General features: G+C 56.5%; 17 protein-coding genes and 4 pseudogenes. 8 read left to right on the top strand and 13 right to left on the bottom strand.

Features of this window, described 5'->3' with window-relative positions:
* Positions 1 to 9: 9 nt before the first annotated feature.
* Entirely contained in the window at positions 10 to 1,539 is a 1,530-nt protein-coding gene (locus EJ997_RS04835; protein WP_126703575.1) for a lipopolysaccharide biosynthesis protein, read from the top strand.
* Positions 1,540 to 2,046: 507 nt separating this feature from the next.
* Here EJ997_RS04835 and EJ997_RS04830 read toward each other — a convergent pair.
* Positions 2,047 to 2,499 carry an ATP-binding protein gene (locus EJ997_RS04830; protein WP_126703574.1) on the bottom strand — a complete coding sequence of 151 codons (453 nt, stop codon included), beginning with the start codon at positions 2,497 to 2,499 and terminating at the stop codon, positions 2,047 to 2,049.
* Between the two features lie 33 nt (positions 2,500 to 2,532).
* Positions 2,533 to 3,755 (bottom strand): IS3 family transposase gene (locus tag EJ997_RS04825; protein ID WP_126702775.1). Its coding sequence is split into 2 segments (ribosomal slippage): positions 2,533 to 3,470 and positions 3,470 to 3,755, totalling 1,224 coding nucleotides; the frame shifts between segments, so codons are not numbered across the junction.
* 157 nt (positions 3,756 to 3,912) lie between these two features.
* Here EJ997_RS04825 and EJ997_RS13390 point away from each other — a divergent pair.
* A pseudogene (locus EJ997_RS13390) lies at positions 3,913 to 4,045 on the top strand (IS3 family transposase); the annotation flags it as partial.
* A 106-nt stretch (positions 4,046 to 4,151) separates the two neighbouring features.
* Here the strand turns inward: EJ997_RS13390 and EJ997_RS04815 are convergent.
* The 4 genes from EJ997_RS04815 to EJ997_RS04800 are packed head-to-tail and all read right to left on the bottom strand — an operon-like array spanning position 4,152 to position 6,907.
* Positions 4,152 to 4,442 (bottom strand): integrase core domain-containing protein, encoded by a 291-nt coding sequence (locus EJ997_RS04815; protein WP_126703572.1) that lies wholly within the window; start codon positions 4,440 to 4,442, stop codon positions 4,152 to 4,154.
* A gap of 43 nt (positions 4,443 to 4,485) precedes the next feature.
* On the bottom strand, positions 4,486 to 5,835 hold the full coding sequence (locus tag EJ997_RS04810) for an IS30 family transposase (RefSeq protein WP_456071326.1): 1,350 nt from the start codon (positions 5,833 to 5,835) through the stop codon (positions 4,486 to 4,488).
* Positions 5,775 to 6,599 (bottom strand): IS3 family transposase, encoded by an 825-nt coding sequence (locus EJ997_RS14045; RefSeq protein ID WP_126703571.1) that lies wholly within the window; start codon positions 6,597 to 6,599, stop codon positions 5,775 to 5,777. Before EJ997_RS14045 ends, EJ997_RS04810 begins: the two co-directional genes overlap by 61 nt.
* Complete coding sequence (locus EJ997_RS04800; RefSeq protein WP_164719801.1) at positions 6,596 to 6,907, bottom strand: transposase; 312 nt, start codon at positions 6,905 to 6,907, stop codon at positions 6,596 to 6,598. The genes EJ997_RS14045 and EJ997_RS04800 overlap by 4 nt, the downstream gene beginning before the upstream one ends.
* A 46-nt stretch (positions 6,908 to 6,953) precedes the next feature.
* On the opposite strand from EJ997_RS04800, the pseudogene EJ997_RS04795 reads away from it, so the two are divergent.
* Positions 6,954 to 7,163 (top strand): annotated as a pseudogene (locus EJ997_RS04795) (ATP-binding protein); the annotation flags it as partial.
* 92 nt (positions 7,164 to 7,255) lie between these two features.
* On the opposite strand, the pseudogene EJ997_RS04790 reads toward EJ997_RS04795, so the two are convergent.
* The 3 genes and pseudogenes from EJ997_RS04790 to EJ997_RS04785 all read right to left on the bottom strand — a co-directional run.
* Positions 7,256 to 7,848 (bottom strand): annotated as a pseudogene (locus EJ997_RS04790) (transposase); the annotation flags it as partial.
* Between the two features lie 51 nt (positions 7,849 to 7,899).
* Entirely contained in the window at positions 7,900 to 8,145 is a 246-nt protein-coding gene (locus EJ997_RS14200) for an IS1/IS1595 family N-terminal zinc-binding domain-containing protein (RefSeq protein WP_456071325.1), read from the bottom strand.
* Between the two features lie 168 nt (positions 8,146 to 8,313).
* Entirely contained in the window at positions 8,314 to 9,687 is a 1,374-nt protein-coding gene (locus EJ997_RS04785) for a Coenzyme F420 hydrogenase/dehydrogenase, beta subunit C-terminal domain (protein WP_126703569.1), read from the bottom strand.
* A gap of 1,343 nt (positions 9,688 to 11,030) precedes the next feature.
* Here EJ997_RS04785 and EJ997_RS04775 point away from each other — a divergent pair.
* On the top strand, positions 11,031 to 12,380 hold the full coding sequence (locus EJ997_RS04775) for an IS30 family transposase (protein WP_456071326.1): 1,350 nt from the start codon (positions 11,031 to 11,033) through the stop codon (positions 12,378 to 12,380).
* A 7-nt stretch (positions 12,381 to 12,387) separates the two neighbouring features.
* Here the strand turns inward: EJ997_RS04775 and EJ997_RS04770 are convergent.
* From EJ997_RS04770 to EJ997_RS04755, 4 genes and pseudogenes are all read right to left on the bottom strand, one after another.
* Positions 12,388 to 13,124: pseudogene (locus EJ997_RS04770) on the bottom strand (transposase); the annotation flags it as partial.
* The gene (locus EJ997_RS04765) at positions 13,064 to 13,876 is read right to left on the bottom strand and encodes an IS3 family transposase (RefSeq protein WP_126703567.1); all 813 of its coding nucleotides are present in this window, start codon (positions 13,874 to 13,876) and stop codon (positions 13,064 to 13,066) included. The gene EJ997_RS04765 and the pseudogene EJ997_RS04770, both read right to left, overlap by 61 nt.
* The gene (locus EJ997_RS04760; RefSeq protein ID WP_070435076.1) at positions 13,873 to 14,190 is read right to left on the bottom strand and encodes a transposase; all 318 of its coding nucleotides are present in this window, start codon (positions 14,188 to 14,190) and stop codon (positions 13,873 to 13,875) included. The genes EJ997_RS04765 and EJ997_RS04760 overlap by 4 nt, the downstream gene beginning before the upstream one ends.
* Positions 14,191 to 14,630: 440 nt before the next feature.
* A complete protein-coding gene (locus tag EJ997_RS04755; protein WP_126703566.1) occupies positions 14,631 to 16,031 on the bottom strand; it encodes a polysaccharide biosynthesis tyrosine autokinase in 1,401 nt (466 codons plus the stop codon).
* Between the two features lie 158 nt (positions 16,032 to 16,189).
* Here EJ997_RS04755 and EJ997_RS04750 point away from each other — a divergent pair, with 158 nt between their 5' ends.
* From EJ997_RS04750 to EJ997_RS04735, 4 genes are read left to right on the top strand one after another with little or no spacing between them, the layout of a single operon-like run.
* Positions 16,190 to 16,975, top strand: coding sequence for an SGNH/GDSL hydrolase family protein (locus EJ997_RS04750; RefSeq protein ID WP_126703565.1), 786 nt, complete (start codon positions 16,190 to 16,192; stop codon positions 16,973 to 16,975).
* 44 nt (positions 16,976 to 17,019) lie between these two features.
* Positions 17,020 to 17,784, top strand: coding sequence for a dTDP-4-dehydrorhamnose 3,5-epimerase family protein (locus EJ997_RS04745; protein ID WP_126703564.1), 765 nt, complete (start codon positions 17,020 to 17,022; stop codon positions 17,782 to 17,784).
* A complete protein-coding gene (locus EJ997_RS04740) occupies positions 17,757 to 18,161 on the top strand; it encodes a hypothetical protein (protein WP_164719799.1) in 405 nt (134 codons plus the stop codon). Before EJ997_RS04745 ends, EJ997_RS04740 begins: the two co-directional genes overlap by 28 nt.
* Before the next feature lie 5 nt (positions 18,162 to 18,166).
* Complete coding sequence (locus EJ997_RS04735; RefSeq protein ID WP_126703562.1) at positions 18,167 to 19,273, top strand: O-antigen ligase family protein; 1,107 nt, start codon at positions 18,167 to 18,169, stop codon at positions 19,271 to 19,273.
* The last annotated feature ends 14 nt before the right edge of the window (positions 19,274 to 19,287 follow it).

The raw sequence follows: 19,287 nt of genomic DNA, 5'->3' as shown, positions 1-19,287 counted from the left end.
AGTTTTCAAATGTCTGAACGCAGTCAGCTGAAGGCTGGGGCCGTACTCTCGTACATTGCGATCGCGCTACAATTAGTTGTCGCGATAATCTATACGCCAGTGATGCTTCGGTTGCTCGGACAGGCTGAATACGGACTTTATTCTTTTGTAGCCTCAATATTGGCCTACCTTAGCCTCCTTTCCTTCGGCTTCGGCGGCGCCTATATGCGGTTCTACGCACGCTTTCGAGTTTTTGAAGATCACGATGGCATTAAACGCCTAAACGGTCTTTTCATTACGCTCTTTACGGTTGTCGGACTCGTCGCATCGGTAGCTGGAGGATTACTGTCTTTAAATTCAGAGTCAGTGCTCGGTGACGAGTTCACGGGCACCCAAACTGATACCGCCCGTATTCTGTTTGGAATCTTGGCCGTTAACCTCGCCATCACGTTTCCAACGAGTGTTTTCAACAACTACATAATCGCCCACGAACGGTTCATCTTTCAGAAATCGCTTCAAATTATTCGGACGCTAATTCAGCCGCTCGTCATTCTGCCGATACTTCTCCTTGGCTATGAGTCAATCGGAATGGCCATAGGCTCGACCGCTGTGAATCTCGCATTTTCGATTTATACAGTTGCGTATTGCCGTTTCAAGCTTAGAATGCAGTTCGTACTTCGGAAGCTTGACCTCGGTCTTTTTCGCGAAGTCTCTGTGTTTTCCGGCTATATCTTTATTAACATGGTGGTAGATCAAGTCAACTGGAATGTAGGGCAGTTTCTTGTTGGTAGATTCCATGGTCCTGAGTCGGTTGCAGTATTCAGTCTTGCTGCCCTAATAAATACACAATATTTGGCTTTTTCCGCGGCAATCTCTAGCGTATTCATCCCCCGGGTAAATCACTTAGTCGCGTCTAAGACTCCGGACTCGGTTATTAGCAGTCTTTTCACGCGCGTTGGTCGGATCCAGTTCATTGTCATGGGACTGGTGCTATCCGCATTCATAATCTTTGGGAAGGCATTTATCCGACTCTGGGCTGGTCTGGATTATGGTGAATCATACTACGTTGGGTTGCTTTTGTTAATTCCTGTCACGGTCCCACTCGTGCAAAATCTAGGGATCGAAATCCAGAAAGCGAAAAACCTTCATCAGTTCAGATCCTGGGTATATCTGGGAGTCGCAGTTATCAACATCGCACTCAGCATTCCACTGACACAACAGTACGGTGCAATCGGTGCAGCAATGGGGACAGCCGTCGCACTTATCATCGGGAATGGTATCCTAATAAACTGGCACTATCAGGCTCGAGTTGGGTTGGATATTAAGTATTTCTGGGGAGAGATTCTCAAGCTCTCCCTTGGTATGATCCCAGCACTCGGGCTGGGCATAATAGTCATGAACGTAGCTAACCCAATGAGCATCCCGGCACTTGTCGGATTCGGACTTCTCCATGTGCTGGTATATTTTGTGGGGATGTGGTGTCTCAGCATGAACGCCCAGGAGCGGAACCTGATAGCTACCCCAATTCGGAGGCGCCTCAAACGACTGCGACAAGAGTGAATATTCGTGGTTGTGAGAGCCGGTTACGGTGCGGCTCAGAGCCAGTGGTTGTCTAGCTGGATGGCGCCGGTGAGAGCCATTTATGGCGTTTCTGAGAGCCACCCTGGCTAGGCTCCTTCCGTCGCGTGGATAGTGGTCAGGGCGTCTAATCAGTAGGGGTGGCGCGGGTACCCAGTAATACCCGGGCGCGGATTTGATAACGCGAAAGCGGGTATTCAGTAACGGTTTTGAGGAAGACTTCCACGTATCTGTGATCAGTGGCGATCACAAATTTCTTGGAAGGAAGGTCATATTCGATGACTGACTATAAGCAGATTATGAAGCTGTTATTGAAAAATACTCCGGTTGCTCAGATCACCGTGAGTATTCGAGGGGGTGAGCGCCACTGGTTATTGTGTTTGGGCGCCAGGTGTTATTGCCGGTGAGCGCCGGTGGTTATTGCTGATGAGCGCCACAGGGGTCCTGTGGCGCTCATCAGCGTCAGGTTACGCTGCGGGGGCGGTGTGCTCACGCATGGTTTGATGTTCCGGTCTCTATCCAGATTGTACGGTGGACGATGCGGTCCATGATCGCGTCGGCGTGGACGTCACCACCAAGGCGTGTGTGCCAGTTTTTTTGTGCGTACTGGGTACAGAACACGGTTGAGACGGTGTCATAGCGGCGTTCTAAGAGCTCAAGGAGCATGCTCCGCAGATTCTCTGTGGGTGTGTCCAGGAGCCATTCATCCAGGACGAGGAGGCTGTAGCTGGAGTATTTACGTAGGAATTTTTCCTTCCCGCCGGCTTTGTCCGTGGCTGCGAGCCAGTCCTGTTCGAGGTCGGGCATTCGTATGTAGTGGGCTCGGTCGCGGTGCTGGCAGGCTGCTTTCGCGATTGCTGATCTGAGGTAGGTTTTCCCTGATCCGGTAAAGCCTTGGAACACGACGTTCTGAGAACGTTCGATAAACGCACACGTTCTGATTCGGCCTGGGTTTAGTTCCGGCCGTTTTTCCTGTCACCGGACTGGTGTCAGGCGGGATTCTTGTTCAGTGTAGTAGGCGTCCTCGACCTCGAGCGGGCTGCGGTAGCCAAGTTCACCGTGGAGGCGTTTGTTGTTCCACCACCACACGTATTCCAAGGTTGCCAGCTCAACTTCTTCCACGGTCTTCCACGGCCCGCGCTGACGAATCAGTTCGGCCTTGTAGAGAGCATTAACCGATTCAGCCATCGCGTTGTCAAAACTATCGCCGACGGTCCCGGTAGAGGGCTTAGCGCCGAGTTCATTGACCCTGCTCGTGTAGACCAGGGACATGTAGTTCGAGCCGTGATCGCTATGATGGATCACTCCATCAAGGTCACCGCCGTTTTGCCAGGCAGCCATCTCCAAAGCTTGCAGTGGCAGCACGTCAGCTTTCAATGTCGAGGCAACATTCCAGCCGGCGATACGACGAGCGAAGACGTCGATGATGAAAGAGACGTAGGCGAACCCGGACCAGGTGGCGACATAGGTGATGTCGCAGACCCACAATTGGTTAGGTCGGTCAGCAACAAACCGGCGCTCCACCAGGTCCCCGGGCAGCGCTAAGCCGGAATCAGGGATCGTGGTGAAAGCCTTCTTCGACCTGCGAACACCTTCAACGTCGGCGAGTTTCATGAGCCTGTGGGTCTGATCGCGGCCGATGTCCCAGCCCTGTCGTTTCAGGAGCGCATGCATCTTGCGTCGTCCGTAGACGCTGTAATGCTCTTCGTGCAGGCGCTGGATTTCTGGGATCAGCAGCTCGTCTTTCAGCTGACGGGCTGACGGGGGCCGGCTCTTCGCGGCACGGTATCCACGAGAGGTGATAAATCCACGGACTGCTCCACGAAGCGTGGCGCAGAGGAACTCAACTCCGAAACGATCACGATAAGTATCGATGAAAGCGATCATTTCGTCCGTGGCCGGTCGAGTTCCTTCGCGAAAAATATACTCGCAGCTTTAAGCACCTCGTTAGCCTTGCGCAGCTCAGCGTTCTCACGCTCCAGTCGTTTATTCTCTGCGACTAAGTCGGTCGTCACGCCGGGCCTTTTACCTTGGTCGACTTCGGCCTGCCGGTGCCAGGTTCGCAGGGCCTCTGCGCCTACCCCGAGCAGGTCCGCGACATGACGGACCGCGGCTGTGCGAGTGGGGTGATCGGGAAGTGCCTCGGAAACCATCCGCACCGCACGCTGCTTCAGTTCGGGGTCATACTTTCTGGGCATAGTGTTCCTATTCTGCTATAAAGCTCGGAACTAAACCCAGGCCGAATCATCCGGTGCCTGAAACGCTATGTGATCCGCGAGGTCTATCACCTCGTCAAAGCCCAACCAGCCGCCGACATTTCTCTTCAGAAAGCGAGTTGACAGATATAGGAGCGTCAACGCGATGGCTGAATCAGTCAACGCTCTCTACAAGACCGAACTGATCCGCAAGCGCGGTCCGTGGAAAACGGTTGAGGAAGTCGAGCTTGCGACCCTGGAATACGTATGGTGGTGGAACAACAAACGGTTACACGGCGAGCTCAATCTCCAAACCCCACTCGAGGTTGAAACCGCCTACTGCACTGAACAAAAATCCCTCCTGACACCAACTGAACCGTCTTCGGTTTCTTGCCGGTGTTATACGGGTGCCAGCTCCGGGTGGGCGGGCGTTTCTAGGTTAGCGTAGTAGAGGTATTCATATTCATCGGGCGTGAGGTCATCGATGCGGGAGTGCAGGCGCGTGGTGTTGTACCAATCAACCCACTGCGCCGTAGCCCATTCGACGTCCTCGAGCTGCTTGAGAGGACCGCTCCGGAAGGGTGAATCATCTCGGATGGCCTCGGTTTTGTACAGGCCGATCGTGGACTCAGCCAGCGAGTTGTCGTAGGCATCGCCGATAGATCCGATTGACGCGGCGATGCCTTCCATGGCCAAAGTCTCGGCAAAGCTTACCGATGTAAATTGGGCGGGTTCAACTGGTCGATGCAACACTGGGTTGTTGAAGCGATTGTAGCTGCTCGGCGAATACCTCTGCCGGGTTTCTCCAGCCGAGGACTTTGCGGGGTCTGTTATTAAGCGCGAGGGCCACCGCTTCGAGATCCTCGGCCGACCACCGCGACAAGTCAGTACCCTTCGGGAAGTACTGCCGCAGCAGACCATTGGTGTTCTCGTTCGTGGGTCGCTGCCACGGCGAGTGCGGATCGGCGAAGAACACCCTCGTGCCGGTTTCGAGGGTGAACTGCGCGTGCCCGGAGAGTTCTTTCCCACGGTCCCAGGTCAGCGTTTTGCGCAGCTGGATCGGTAGGGCCGTGACCGATGAGGCTAGCGCGGTGTTCATCGCGACAGCGCCGTAGCCTCCAAGCGCGGCCCCGTTCTTCACCACTGGTGTCTTGCCCCACCCCTCCAGCCGGGGCAGGTGTACCAGCAGCGTGGAGCGGCTGGAGCGCTCGATGAGTGTGCCGATCGCGGACCGGCCCGTGCCGATGATCAGATCGCCCTCCCAGTGCCCGGGAACTGCGCGATCAGCGGCCTCCGCCGGCCGCTTCGAGAGCACGACGTCCTCGGTAACGTGCCCCTGCGGTTTGTTCCGTGAACGCTCCCTGGGCTGGCGTAGTGCCCGCCCAGTGCGCAGGCACGCGACCAACTCCCGTTTGAGCGCGCCACGGCCCTCGATGAACAGCGACTGGTAGATCGCCTCATGACTGATACGCATAGATCTATCATCGGGGAAATCGATCTTCAACCGGTGAGAGATCTGCTCAGGACTCCAGGCCAGCGACCATCGCCGGTCAGCCCGATGCGGCTTGTTCAGCCCCTTCCACGCAGGCGGCGTCGGCCCCTCGACCACGCTCCCATCGGGACGGCGGACGGTCCCGGCAAGTCGTTCCTGCACGTATTCGCGCAACTGGTCGTTCGTGACGAGTTTCGCGGCCTTCGGGCGCCTCGCCGCCTGCTGCGCCTTCCACTGCGCCACCAACGCCCGATACTCCTGCTTCCCGCTCCGGGTGGCGGCGTTGCGGCGCAGCTCTCGGGAGATCGTGCCAGGGTCACGCCCCAGCTCGCGGGCGATCTCCCGCACGCCTTTATCTTTGGCGCGCAGCAACGCGATCTCCTCACGTTCCTCAAACGACAGGAAACGGCCGGTGGGCTCGGCCAATGAAATCGGTGGCATACCGCCAGCATGGCGAAACCAGCGGCTCCCCACCGGCACGGACACGCCCACTTTCAGAGCCGCCTCGGCCGTGTTGATACCCGTCGCGATCAGACGCCAGAACTGCCGCTGCACCGCCCGCGACGGCTCAGGCCGCCCAGGCGAGCGCATCGGCGGACGCAACGCTCGATCCGCACGCCACTGCCGCCGCGCCCCCTCAGGAACCTCGCTCGTCTTCGCAGACCAGAACTTCGTCGCCACTGCTGACCACCTCCACGGTCAAGGTGTTGCGACAACCAATTGAATCCACCTTGAGCTCCGGCATCGCTGTGATGTATTAATCCTTTGCCTGCGGGGCATCCTGCCTGGTCACGTCGCCACAATCCCATCCGCAGCGCGTTGGCCACCAGGGGTGTGGTCATTGACGCTGAGGCATGCCAGCCCACGATCGCGCGGGAGAAGCAATCAATGACAAAGGCGACGTAGACGAAGCCGGCCCAGGTGCGCACGTAAGTGAAATCAGCAACCCACCGCTCATTCGGGGCGGGCGCGGTGAAGTCGCGCTCTACCAGGTCAGGAGCCCGCGCGGCACTACGATCAGGGATCGTGGTGCGTACCCCGCGTCCGCGGACGCGGCCATTCATTCCTAGATCGCCCATCAACCGGTCGACCCGCCGGGCTGAGACAACCAGTCCGCGGCGGCGCAGATAGGCCACCATTTTCCGTCTGCCATACATCCCTTCGGGCGTGCCCACCGTGGCCAGGAGAGCGTCGATGATAATCGCATCATCGAGGTCGCGTTGGCTGGGCGAGGCAGTTTTCCAGGACCGGTAGGTCCGTGCACTGACCCGCAGACCCTGGCCCGTGAGGACGTCGCAGATCTGGGTGACTCGGTGGCCCTTACTGCGTTGGGTGTCGATGAAAGCAACGATCATCGGGATCGGGGGCCGAGTTCCCCCGCGAAGAAAACCGCTGCGTCGCGCAAAATACTGTTAGCCTCTTCCAGCTCCCGGATCTCTTTACGCAAGCGTCTATTCTCCTCCAGGACCTCAGAGGGGGTGCCATCGCGTTGTCCGCCATCGATCTGGGCTTGACGGACCCACCGGCGTAGGGATTCTTTACCGATCCCGAGCTGCCCGCCGATCTTCACACAGGCCTCGGTCAGATTCGCGTACTCATCAAGATGGTTCAAGACCAAGCGGATCGCGCGTTGTTTCGTTTCTTCAGGAATGCGTCTGGGCATAAATCCATTCTCTCTCAGACTCACAAAACAACGGCAAGAAACCGAAGACGGTTCACGCCTGTTATTCCAGGTCATCACCAACGGCTACGAAAAACGCAGCCTCGTCATCACCACCAACCTGGAATTCTCCCGCTGGGGCACCGTATTCGGCGACGACAACATGGCAGCCGCCGTCATCGACCGACTCGTCCACCACGGCCGCCTCCTCCAATTCCGAGGAGAGTCCTACCGAGTAAAAAACGCCCTCATGAAATAACCAAAAGTCAAGCCGCCCAAACGGCCCAACCCACAGACGAAATGGCCTACTTCTTAACGATCTTTTGGCCCACACCAACTTGACGAAACACACCCAATGTCGATACCCTCACGGCGAGCGGCCTTCCACAGCTTCCGTGCCCCGTAGACCTGAAAGTTCTTCTCCCAGATCTTCACCAGTTCACGGGTCACTTCGGCGTCTCGGATCGCGCGGGCTGAGGGGCCGCGGTTCTTCCCGGCGTAGTACGTGCTGGGAGCCACCTGCAAGATCTTGCAGATGAACTCGACCCCCAAGCGCCTACCCGCCACGATGTCGTCCTTATTGGCGTCGATGAAAATGACTACCTCTTGTGTTGGCGGTCGAGCTCCGCCCCGAAGAAACTTGCGGCCCGCTTGAGGATCTCGTTCGCGCGGCGAAGTTCACGCACTTCTTGCTCGAGTTCCACCAGTCGGCGGGCCTCATCACTGCTCAGACCCGGGGCCTGCCCCTCATCAATATCAGCCTGGCGCACCCAGGTGCGCACCAACTCAGCACCGTAACCGAGCTGCTCAGCCACCCGTGCCACGGTGCCATTCTTGGTGCCCAGTTCTTTACGCAACGCGCGCACCATCCGCACCGCTGCCGCCTTCTCCTCCGGTGAATACCGCCGCTGAGAAGGGCCCTTAGACATGTTCATAACAGACATGATTCCATCCTTGTTTCCAAGATCAGGAATCTCCACCGAACCCAGTGCGGTTCACTGCCAGGATGATGAGGATGTTGTGTGTAGAGCTCGTTGGGGCAGTGTGTCGGTGACGTAGTCAGTGAACTGCTTGAACTGGGTGTGGCGGGCCTTGTCGGTGCGTGTGCTGGTGGGACTGTACCGACAGCTTGCGCAGTACCAGCGTTGCCGGCCAGCAGAGGTGAATCCCTTCTTCTTCATCGGTGCCTGACATAGTGGGCACAGGCGGGCACGGGAACTCAATCTCTTCACCACATGCATGTACGTGCTGTGATGTCAACGAAGCAACTACTTTAATGATGATTCCATTAAAGACAGCGACTTTCCTGTGTCCCATCAACGAAAAACTTGATCATAAGACCCACAACTGAGTATTAGCCCGAAGTTATCCGACGCCTCATTCTATTTAAGCTGCGTCCGACCGTTCTATTAATTGAGCCTGAGCAAGCGCATGATCTGCCGAAAGCCCCAACGGGCTGCCCTCTTAGGGAACGGTTCACGGTATAAGCGCATATAGGATTTAACTTGTGGTTCTATTGAATTGGTAAAGTGCTCAAGTGAGCCGAGTTCTTTAGCTTCTTCGAATAGTAAGTGACTGGTGGAAGCGAGTTCCCTCCGTTGCCTGACGATTGGCTTCCGTTTTTCATTGATGTCCGCGGTTGCCTCCACACGCTTTCTCGGCGTCCACTTCCCGGCGCTTTGGTCGTCGTGCAGACGTAGCTGGAGTCCCTCGCGCCGATGCCTGAAGTTACCCGCTTGGGAGTCAGCCGACCGATCTGGCCCAATGTCGTGGCGGGAGACCTGTCCTGACGTGACTCCATCCTCTATAATCTCCGCCAGTAGCGGATGGCGCGTCACGATAACGTTGTGGCCCCTCCAGTCGGAAACAAACTCTGGAAGCCAAGCGTCTCCGAATGTAATATCCGCAGTTTCTGCAAAAACGTCGTCGCAAAAGTTGCATGCCTCGAGCTGAAATGTCGCCAGGCCCCAGTTAGCCCCGAGCAATGTGCTCGTTGGAGCCTGACGAGTCTCGCCCGTAACTGAAGTTGCGGAAAAGTCGTAACTTCCAGCGTTTTCAGCTGGGTTCTTCACACGAAAGTCAACTGTCTCTAATTCCTTTGGTGGAATTCCCAATTGCCACGCAAGGAGCTCTGCGAATGCCGAGGACTTGAGGTGCCCGCAGACCAGACCCAGGAAGTAACTTAGCTGGGATCGAAGTTCGACATCGTTACGAGCGAGTAGTCGACCTGCTGTAATGAAGCAGGGTACGCCAACGAGCGCATATCTCTTGCCATTACCGCGGACGGAGAGGATAGCGTCAGCCATCGACGTGGAGTAATAGATGGACTTCCGCCGGGACTGGAGTTCATCGGCGGAGTGAGAAACTACATATGCAAACATGCCGTCAACGCTGTTTCCTGATCCGACGTGGAGAACCCCATCGATGTGACCACGCTCAAGAAGTTGAAGTAGAAGCCAGCTTGTTAGCCCACCTGAACTGCTACCCTCCAGATACTCCTGATCAGTAAGCCGTGCGGCGAAGGTGCTCCGATACCTTCCAAGTTTCGGGTGCACAGGTAATTCTGGGAACTCCTCTGTCGCGATTTCTGTCTCGTTTGGCGACTCATCTGCGAATGGGCAAACGTTTGAAGCCGCCTCCTGGAGTGTCGGCAGGACCTGGCTCGGATCAGCCTGCCAGACGCCGAGATTATCTACCTTCATCGGTATCTTGCCACCGGTGATGACACTGCATCCGCCGCATCCGACACACATGCCAGCATTTACAACATTTAAAATGCTCACTTCTCAGTTCCTCGCTGCCTAAACTTACTGCCGGCCGTCAACAATCTGCAGTCTAACCTATTTTTTGTGCGCATTCCCAGGAGTATTGTGCGGCCGATGCCCTCGTCGTGGATGTGAGGAAAATAAAATAGAGATGCCTGAGTTGAAAGTGTGTGAGGATCAGCCTGAAAGTTGGTTCTCTCGCATTCTTTAGCTTTTCAATTGTTGAGCCGCGATATCGTACGATCGAGATGGCGTCCCATGCTGGGGCTTTCGAATGGAATGAGATCACCGTTGGATTCGATCCGCTTCAAAAACCTTAGTCGAAAATGCTGTTTGATGGTTCACCCTGGGTTTGGTCCGGGAGCTTTCTAATTGATTCCTGCCAGCATGTTGGGGGCTGGCAGGAGTGTAGGGGGTGTTTTCGAACTCGATGGGGCACTCCCCAGCTCTGGGTAATAACGAATGTCAGATCAGCCAGCCGCAGCTGGTTCGGAGCAAGGGCAGTGAAAGCTCGATCGACCAAGTCAGGATGCTGAACGGCGGTCGCATCGGAGTATATCTTTCGCAACCTTCTTGGTGCCTCGTCCCCTATTCAATTCCCTCAGCTCGCATTAACCTCGCGGTCTGACCTCGGCCGATATCGATTCCCGCACGAGGGGCGTACTTCCACGGCTTCCGGGCACCGTAGACGCACTAGTTTGCCTTCCACAGCCCAACAAGCTCGGTGAACAGTCCCGCCTCCCGGTTGGCAGGAGCTGGGCGGCTGCGTTTTTTGCGGCATAATAGGTACTTGGAGCGACCTGCAGTACTTGGCAAATGGACTCGACTCCAAGTTGGCGTCTGGCCACGATGTCATCTTTTTTCTCACCGATGAACGCTATTATTTTCTGTGTTGGCGGTCGAGCTCCGCCCCGAAGAAGGCCGTTGCGCGTTTGAAAGTCTCGTTAGCCCGGCGCAGTTCACGATTCTCCTGCTCAAGCCTCACTAGGAGGGGGTGTCATCTGTGCTTACGCCCGGGCCTGGCCTTCACCAATGTGGGCTAGGGCTCCCGTGCGCGTACCGATTCTGGTTGGGAGGTGAGGTAATCGGTGAATCTTTGAACCGTGCCTTTTCCGTACCCAGCTCCTTGCATAAGACGCGCACCTTGCGCACGGCTACGGCTTTCTAATCTTGTGAATACCGTCGTCATGTGTCGCGCCCGGGATCGATCATAGGAGACAGGGTGGATTCAATTGGTTGTCGCAACACCTTGACCGTGGAGGTGGTCAGCAGTGGCGACGAAGTTCTGGTCTGCGAAGACGAGCGAGGTTCCTGAGGGGGCGCGGCGGCAGTGGCGTGCGGATCGAGCGTTGCGTCCGCCGATGCGCTCGCCTGGGCGGCCTGAGCCGTCGCGGGCGGTGCAGCGGCAGTTCTGGCGTCTGATCGCGACGGGTATCAACACGGCCGAGGCGGCTCTGAAAGTGGGCGTGTCCGTGCCGGTGGGGAGCCGCTGGTTTCGCCATGCTGGCGGTATGCCACCGATTTCATTGGCCGAGCCCACCGGCCGTTTCCTGTCGTTTGAGGAACGTGAGGAGATCGCGTTGCTGCGCGCCAAAGATAAAGGCGTGCGGGAGATCGCCCGCGAGCTGGGGCGTGACCCTGGCACGATCTCCCGAGAGCTGCGCCGCAACGCCGCCACCCGGAGCGGGAAGCAGGAGTATCGGGCGTTGGTGGCGCAGTGGAAGGCGCAGCAGGCGGCGAGGCGCCCGAAGGCCGCGAAACTCGTCACGAACGACCAGTTGCGCGAATACGTGCAGGAACGACTTGCCGGGACCGTCCGCCGTCCCGATGGGAGCGTGGTCGAGGGGCCGACGCCGCCTGCGTGGAAGGGGCTGAACAAGCCGCATCGGGCTGACCGGCGATGGTCGCTGGCCTGGAGTCCTGAGCAGATCTCTCACCGGTTGAAGATCGATTTCCCCGATGATAGATCTATGCGTATCAGTCATGAGGCGATCTACCAGTCGCTGTTCATCGAGGGCCGTGGCGCGCTCAAACGGGAGTTGGTCGCGTGCCTGCGCACTGGGCGGGCACTACGCCAGCCCAGGGAGCGTTCACGGAACAAACCGCAGGGGCACGTTACCGAGGACGTCGTGCTCTCGAAGCGGCCGGCGGAGGCCGCTGATCGCGCAGTTCCCGGGCACTGGGAGGGCGATCTGATCATCGGCACGGGCCGGTCCGCGATCGGCACACTCATCGAGCGCTCCAGCCGCTCCACGCTGCTGGTACACCTGCCCCGGCTGGAGGGGTGGGGCAAGACACCAGTGGTGAAGAACGGGGCCGCGCTTGGAGGCTACGGCGCTGTCGCGATGAACACCGCGCTAGCCTCATCGGTCACGGCCCTACCGATCCAGCTGCGCAAAACGCTGACCTGGGACCGTGGGAAAGAACTCTCCGGGCACGCGCAGTTCACCCTCGAAACCGGCACGAGGGTGTTCTTCGCCGATCCGCACTCGCCGTGGCAGCGACCCACGAACGAGAACACCAATGGTCTGCTGCGGCAGTACTTCCCGAAGGGTACTGACTTGTCGCGGTGGTCGGCCGAGGATCTCGAAGCGGTGGCCCTCGCGCTTAATAACAGACCCCGCAAAGTCCTCGGCTGGAGAAACCCGGCAGAGGTATTCGCCGAGCAGCTACAATCGCTTCAACAACCCAGTGTTGCATCGACCAGTTGAACCCGCCCTTACTCCTAGCCCGGGGTTTACGCAGGGCCCGCCCTGTCCGCAGGGCGGCAACGAGTTCACGTTTAAGTGCTCCCCGCCCCTCGATATACAAGGACTGGTAGATCGCTTCATGGCTGATTCTCATACTCTCATCATCAGGGAAATCGATCATCAACCGCTGCGATATCTGTTCCGGACACCAGGCAGTGAACCACTGACGATCCGCTCGGTGGGGCTTGGCCCGTCCCTTCCACACAGCGGTAGTGGGCCCAGGAGCGCTTTGGCCGTTTTCGCCCTCGACCTTCCCGCCAAGACGATCCTGAACATACTCCCGCAGACGCGGATTCTTCACCAGCTTGGCGGTCTTCGGGCGCTTAGCGGCCTCCTGAGCTTTCCACTGCGCCACCCCGCCCGATAGACGGGCTTGCCGCCACGACGGGTGGCAGCATTACGCCGTAGCTCACGAGAGACCGTCGAGGGATCACGTCCAACCCGGCGGGCGATCTCACGCACACCCATCTCCTTCTCCCACAGGATCGCGATCTCCTCCCGCTCGGCAAACGATAGATACCGCCCCGACGGTTCCTCCAAAGTCCAAGGTCTCATCCCACCAGCATGACGGAACCACCTCGTCCCTACCGGTACAGACACCCCCACCCCCAGGGCGGCCTCCGCAGTGGTGATTCCCGTTGCGATTAGACCCCAGAACTGGCGTTGCACTGCTCGTGAGGGAACCGGCCGACCCGGGGAACGCATCGCAGGCCGCAACGCCCGATCCGCACGCCACTGACGCCGCACACTCTCAGGCGCATCACTGGTCTTCTTACTCCAGTCCTTGGTAGCCATCGACTCACACCTTTCTCATCAGGGTGTTGCGACAACCAATTGAATCCACCTTGTGAGCCGTGGTCTGAATGGTGAATCAAGCCCGTTGTTTCCTTGGTATACACGATCGCCTGGTTGAGCGCCTGTAGCGGCAAGGCTTCGGTGCGCATCGAATCCGACAGCGCCCACCCGACAATCCTCCGGGAGTACGCATCAGTGACAAAAGCTGTGTACACGAACCCTTTCCTGGTGCGCACATAAGTAAAGTCCGCCACCCACAGCCGATTAGGGCCAGGAGCCCTAAATTTACGATTTACCAAGTCTGGGCGAAGATCCGGGCCCTTGGGCTTACGCGTCGTGATTGGTGCTCCGCCTTTGCCCTTGCCGGACAGACCAGCGCTGCGCATCAGCCGGGCTGTTTGCTCGCGGCCAATGTCAATGCCCTGGCGTTGCAGCACGCGCCACATCTTCCGCACGCCGTAGACGCCGTAATTTTCAGCATGAACGTCACTAATATGCTCCACGAGAGCAGCGTCGCGAAGACTGCGGGCGCTTAGACCGCGGGCTTTAGACTGGCGGTACCCGCGCGAAGTAAGGAAGCCGCCTTCACGGTGGATGTTTAACGTCTGGCAGATGAACTCGACTGAGAAACGATTCCGATACTCATCAATGAACCGGATCATTTCCGACGTTTCGGGTCGAGTTCCGACGCGAAAAAAGCCGAAGCGGCCTTCAACAACTCGTTGGTGTCCCGCAGCTCTTGATTTTCTCGACGCAGCTTGGCGACCTCTGCCACAAGGTCCTCAGGCAACCGTTCAGTAACGCGTCCCTCACGTCGAGCGGCCTGCGTCCATTGCCTCGCTGTGTGCCACGAAACGCCCAGTTTGGGTGCCACGATCTTGCATGCTTCCTGCGTCGAAATATTCTCCGCCAGAATGCGATCTTCTACCAAGCGGACGACTCGGTCCTTCGCCTCCTGATCAAACTTCTTCGGCATGTTCCAGATTTTCCCATCTACTCAAACGGAACAAAACCTGGGGCACTTCATCATGAAGGCGGTGAATCTCGGGGACCAGGAGTTCATCCTTGAGCTGGCGGTCTGAGGATGGCTGGGACTTTGCTTTGCAAATCTGCCACATGACGTATTGCAGACATGTGGTTGGGGTGGTCGGGAATTGCTTCCGCAACCATGCGCACAGCACGTTGCTTCAGTTCCGGGTCATATTTCCTAGCCATAGTATTCCTACTCTGCTTGAAAGCTCGGAACTAAACCCAGGCGAATTCAACGCCGTCAATCAGCCCTGGCCTGTCGCACCCCGGCACAGGCCAGGAACGACTACGAACGCTCCGGCGCCATCGCCGTCACGGCATGATATCTAGAAGAAAGAAAAATAATGATAACCACCCACGATACTTGGCATGCTTAATCCAGTCCGGCTAAACACCGATGTCTTGATGCTTCGGCTGGGAGCTTGGGCGGGCGCTGAGTGCTTCAGGACTTTCCTCAGTAGTGTATTCGGAATAGTAACCGTATCGATCGGACTTCGAACGTAAATTAACATCGTTCAGCACAACACCTAGCACAGTCGCATTGCCAGCATCGAGAATCTCAATTGATTCGCCAAACTGGGCCCGCCGGGTAATGCCACTACGTGTAACAAGTACAATCCCACCGGTTTGGGATGCAAGTATAACGGCGTCTGTTACTGGTATTACCGGGGGTGTGTCGATAATTACGTAATCGAACTCGCGTTCGACGAGGTTAAGCAACTTTGCCATAGCCTCGGACCCAAGTAGTTCAGAAGGATTGGGCGGTATGGTTCCAGCAGGGAGTACCCATAGGTTTGTCGAAGCCGGGATTGCCAAGTCAGCAAGTGTTCCGCGCCGGGTGAGTACATCGGTCAAGCCAAGCTCGCTATCGAGTTGCATCCGGTTTGCTACCTGCGGACGTCTCAGATCAGCATCGATTAGTAGAACCGTTTCACCAGCTTGAGCAAGTACACGCGCCAAGCTGACGGATGTCTGTGTTTTACCTTCACCTGGTACAGATGAGCTGATTACGAAGGAAGTGCTTCGTTCGCCACCCAAGCCCATGAAGGAGATATTGGTGCGAAGACGTCTATATGCTTCGGAGTGAGCACGCTTCTCGGAAGCATCTTGGTTCTTGGAGATATGGCCGACCGTCGCGAGAATGGGTTTGTCTGTAACGGATTCGATATCGTCGGAGTTGCGGACGCGGGTATCGAGCACCGATCTTAGGAGAGCTTGGCCCAGCCCGATAAGCAATCCCAGAATGATGCCCAATGCGATATTAGTTGTTGGTTTAGGAGCGCTAGGCGTATTCGGGACCGTCGCCGGGTCGATTACACTTGCGCTAACCAATCCCTGCCCATTTGAACTAGTTGGAGCGAGGTCGTCGACTGTAACGACAAGACTTGCGGCTACGGCATTAGCCAAATCTGCTGTTTCGGTCGCGTTACCTCCGTTGGCCGTAATGTCGATAAGGGAGGTGGCGTTTGGTGAAGAGGCTGAAATTTGTCCCGCTAGTGAGCGAGACGTGGTGTCGAGGCTGAACTCATCGATCACTGGATCGAGAACGGCGGCTGTTTCAACCACTTGCACAAACGACTGCACTTGTCGCTCTGCGTAGCTGGCGCCTTGTGAAAGTTCTCCAGCCGAATCGCCACTCTCGACTGTGACAAAAACGGTTGCCGTGGCCGTATAGGTCGGTGCTTGCATGAGCGTATAGCCGGCAGCGGCCATTACGACGACGAATAGTGTTGCGAGAATACTTCGCCAGTAATCGCGGAAGACCTTGAGATACTGCTGAAGTTCCATAACCGTCCTATGAGTTAAAGCCAGGTGATCGAAAAGTCACGTCAATTTTAGAATACCTTTAGGGGTGAGCATACACGCGATAGTGTTGCATTCGTCATCGGTTAGAATCAGCGCGAGACAATTCGCATCACTTGTCACATTTGGAGTGGAAGTTAAGAATGAGCCGGATTCGAGACAAGAGCTTTTGGGGATTAGCTGGATTGCTAATCCTCGGCTTGTTGGCAGTAGTTCTTAGCATTTCTGCCATCGGATCGGTTAAGTCCAACTCAGACACATCAATTCCGGCGAGGACTTCGTTTGCCTTTAATGCGTCGGTCGATGAAGAAGAACTCTCCTCAGAAGTATCTCCTTCGGATGAGACTTCAGTTACTGGCGAAGAGCGAACCGATGATGCCACCGAAGGTAGCTCGAGCGACGAGATCGAGGATGAAGTACTAGTTGCCGTGGTGGGTGACTCGAACTCGATTGGTGATCCCGTTGACACGTGGCTCGGTCCAGTTAGCGATCAGCTGGGATGGGAAAACGTCGCGAACCTGTCAGCGCCAGGACGTGGCTATATCACCACGCCTCGGGCTTGTGATGCTTCACCGTGCGCTCCCTTTAGCGGCACTGTCGAAGCCGTGGCAGTAAATAACCCCGACATTGTGATTATTTTCGGGGGAGTGGCCGATGGAGATGTTCCAATTACAGAAACAGCTGCTCAAACATTTGCTGACATGAGAAGCGCGCTACCGGAGGCCGAGATTATTGCAATCTCACCTGTCTATAGCGAGGAGACGGTTCCGAACTGGGCGCCGCTACACGCTGCGTCCATTCAGGCAGGTGTGGAAGCTGCGGGTGGCACTTATGTCGATGTTGGGCAACCAGCGCTTGGTGATGGGGAAACAATGAGTGCAGATGCTCATGAAGAGATTGCCCGCATTGTTATTGAGACCTTGCAGTGAAGTTAAGCATTCGATCTATTGAACTGAGCGATTGAGGAGTTGCTGTGAACGAGATACTGGTCAAGAAAACTGACATTGACGGCCTGCTAGTCGTTCATACTGCGATTCAGCAAAATCCGAGTGGATGGTTTACCGAAAACTGGCACCAAGAGAAAATGGCGCGGGCTGGAATTCGGGACTTCACCCCAGTTCAACACAACATCACTTTTGTTGATAAGCGTGGAACGACGCGCGGCTTCCATGCAGAGCCCTGGGATCGCTATATCAGTGTTTTGTCTGGCCGGGCTTTTATGGCATGGCTAGACCTCCGCGAAGGACCAACCCACGGTAGAACCCATGTGCGTGAACTTGGGCCGGGCACGTCGGTATTTGTTCCTAAGGGTGTTGGTAATGCTCACCAGGTTCTTGAGGCGGGCACGACCTTTAGCTACCACCTGGCTGAACACTGGACCCCTGAGGCTAGCGAGAGATCTCAGGTTGCGAATCTCTTTGACCCGGGGCTGGGCATTAATTGGCCAATCGCGCAGGAGGATGCGATCCTTTCAGAGCGGGACCTACATGCCCCTTATATCTCAGCTGGTTCGCAACGTGAAGTAGAACCATTCTCCATGCTCGGTGTAGCTAGCACGACTGAGCCGCGTGCTTCAGCTACTGGAGATGGACCTTACCGTGTGCTCTTCGTATGCACGGCAAATATTTGCCGCTCGGCATATGCGGATGTGGTTGCTCGAAGCCGGGGATTGGCGGCATTGAGTTTCTCTCGGCTGGCACCCATGCCCTCGTGGGACAGCCCATTGACCCACCAATAGCAAACCAGGTTGCAGATCCTGCTGATCCCTCCAGCCATCGGGCACAACAGCTCACCCGTGAACTTGTCGAGTCAGCGGATCTTATCTTGGCTATGGGTAGTGAACACCGGCGCTACATTCTTGACGAGTGGCCGTCGGCTGCTCGAAAGACATTCATTATTGGCCATGCAGCCCGGGAGGTTGCTTCAATACCTGCTGATGCTGGGTTACACGATGTTGCAGATCATCTGTGGCATCACCGCAGCACTGGACCACGTGATGAGGTGGACGATCCGTACCGCCGGGGAGACGGGGCCGCTATCAAGGCGGCCACTACCATCGACACCCACCTTGAGGATATTCTTCCCCGCCTTCAAGAAATGATTGCTCGTAGGTAGCTTACATGCTCTCGAACGTGAAGCAGTTTCCTAGGGGCAAAGTAAAATACAGTCCTTCCAAACTTGAGATCGCATTCTATTTGTACGTCGGGGTCTGGCTTGTATGGCTAACTTCAGTCTCGCTCCTGAGTGGTAAACCCCCAGCTGTCACATCCCCATATGTTGTGGTGCCCGTCGTGCTTATCGGAGGAATACTGCTGGGGCAGGTTCTGGCACTTCGGTGGACAGATGGTCGTACGCTCGAGCTTGCGTTCGTGGCGCTAGCACTAGCAATTCTCGCCACGCCCATCTACGCGAATGCAAGTGCGGCCGTAGGTGTGCAACTTGTGGCACTGGCAAGTCTTGGCATTATCGGCCGACAACGTATTCGTTCAGTTGGTACAGAGGAGAACGAACAGGATACAGCTGTCCCATCGCGTCAAAGAGCTCCATCACAACAAATTCTCATCGTTGGGCTCTTTCTGATCGGGACACTTCTTGCCCTTGGATCTCAGGCGGCGATAGCGCTTCTTATTCCGCTTCTGGTCGTGTCGTTTTGGGCGATTCGCAAGTGTTCTGGTCCGCCTCGATGGTTGCTTGTGGGAGCTGGGATATTCGTGGCGGAAATGGCGGCTATTGCTGTCATTACTCTCGGGATACGTGAGAGTTGGTCTCCATGGCTTTCGGCAGACGATAGCCTCAGCAGTGCTCGCCACACGCTATGGTCAGATGCTTTGGCACTGTGGCGAGCGAATCCGATAGCAGGTGCAGGTCCGGGAACATTCACCGAGTCATCTGAGTTGGCATCCTCCACTCCCGATCTTGCAGCGGTGCACTCAATAGTGCTTCAAGTAGCTGCTGAGCTCGGAGCGATTGGGCTTCTGCTCCTGGGTGCAATCTTTGTGTTGGGTCTATTGTTGGTGACTCGAGGTCCCCGTGATCAAAGCCTGATTGCCGCGGCCGCTTGGACCTCTCTAGCTGTCCACGCGTCTATCGATCATCTTGAAGATTTTCCTGTTGTGTGGGTGACAGTTGGGTTAGTTCTCGGCTTTTCGATGGGGCTATCCAAAGCGCAGCGTAGGGGAGCGATGTCGGGGAAAGGCGATGCTGCTCAATGCGTAGCGAGAGCTTGATCTCCAACTGAGCG

The organism is Flaviflexus ciconiae (assembly GCF_003971195.1).
Classification (GTDB): Bacteria; Actinomycetota; Actinomycetes; order Actinomycetales; family Actinomycetaceae; genus Flaviflexus; species Flaviflexus ciconiae.
Note: the sequence above shows the minus strand (reverse complement) of the source record. Positions and strands in the feature narration are given on the sequence as shown.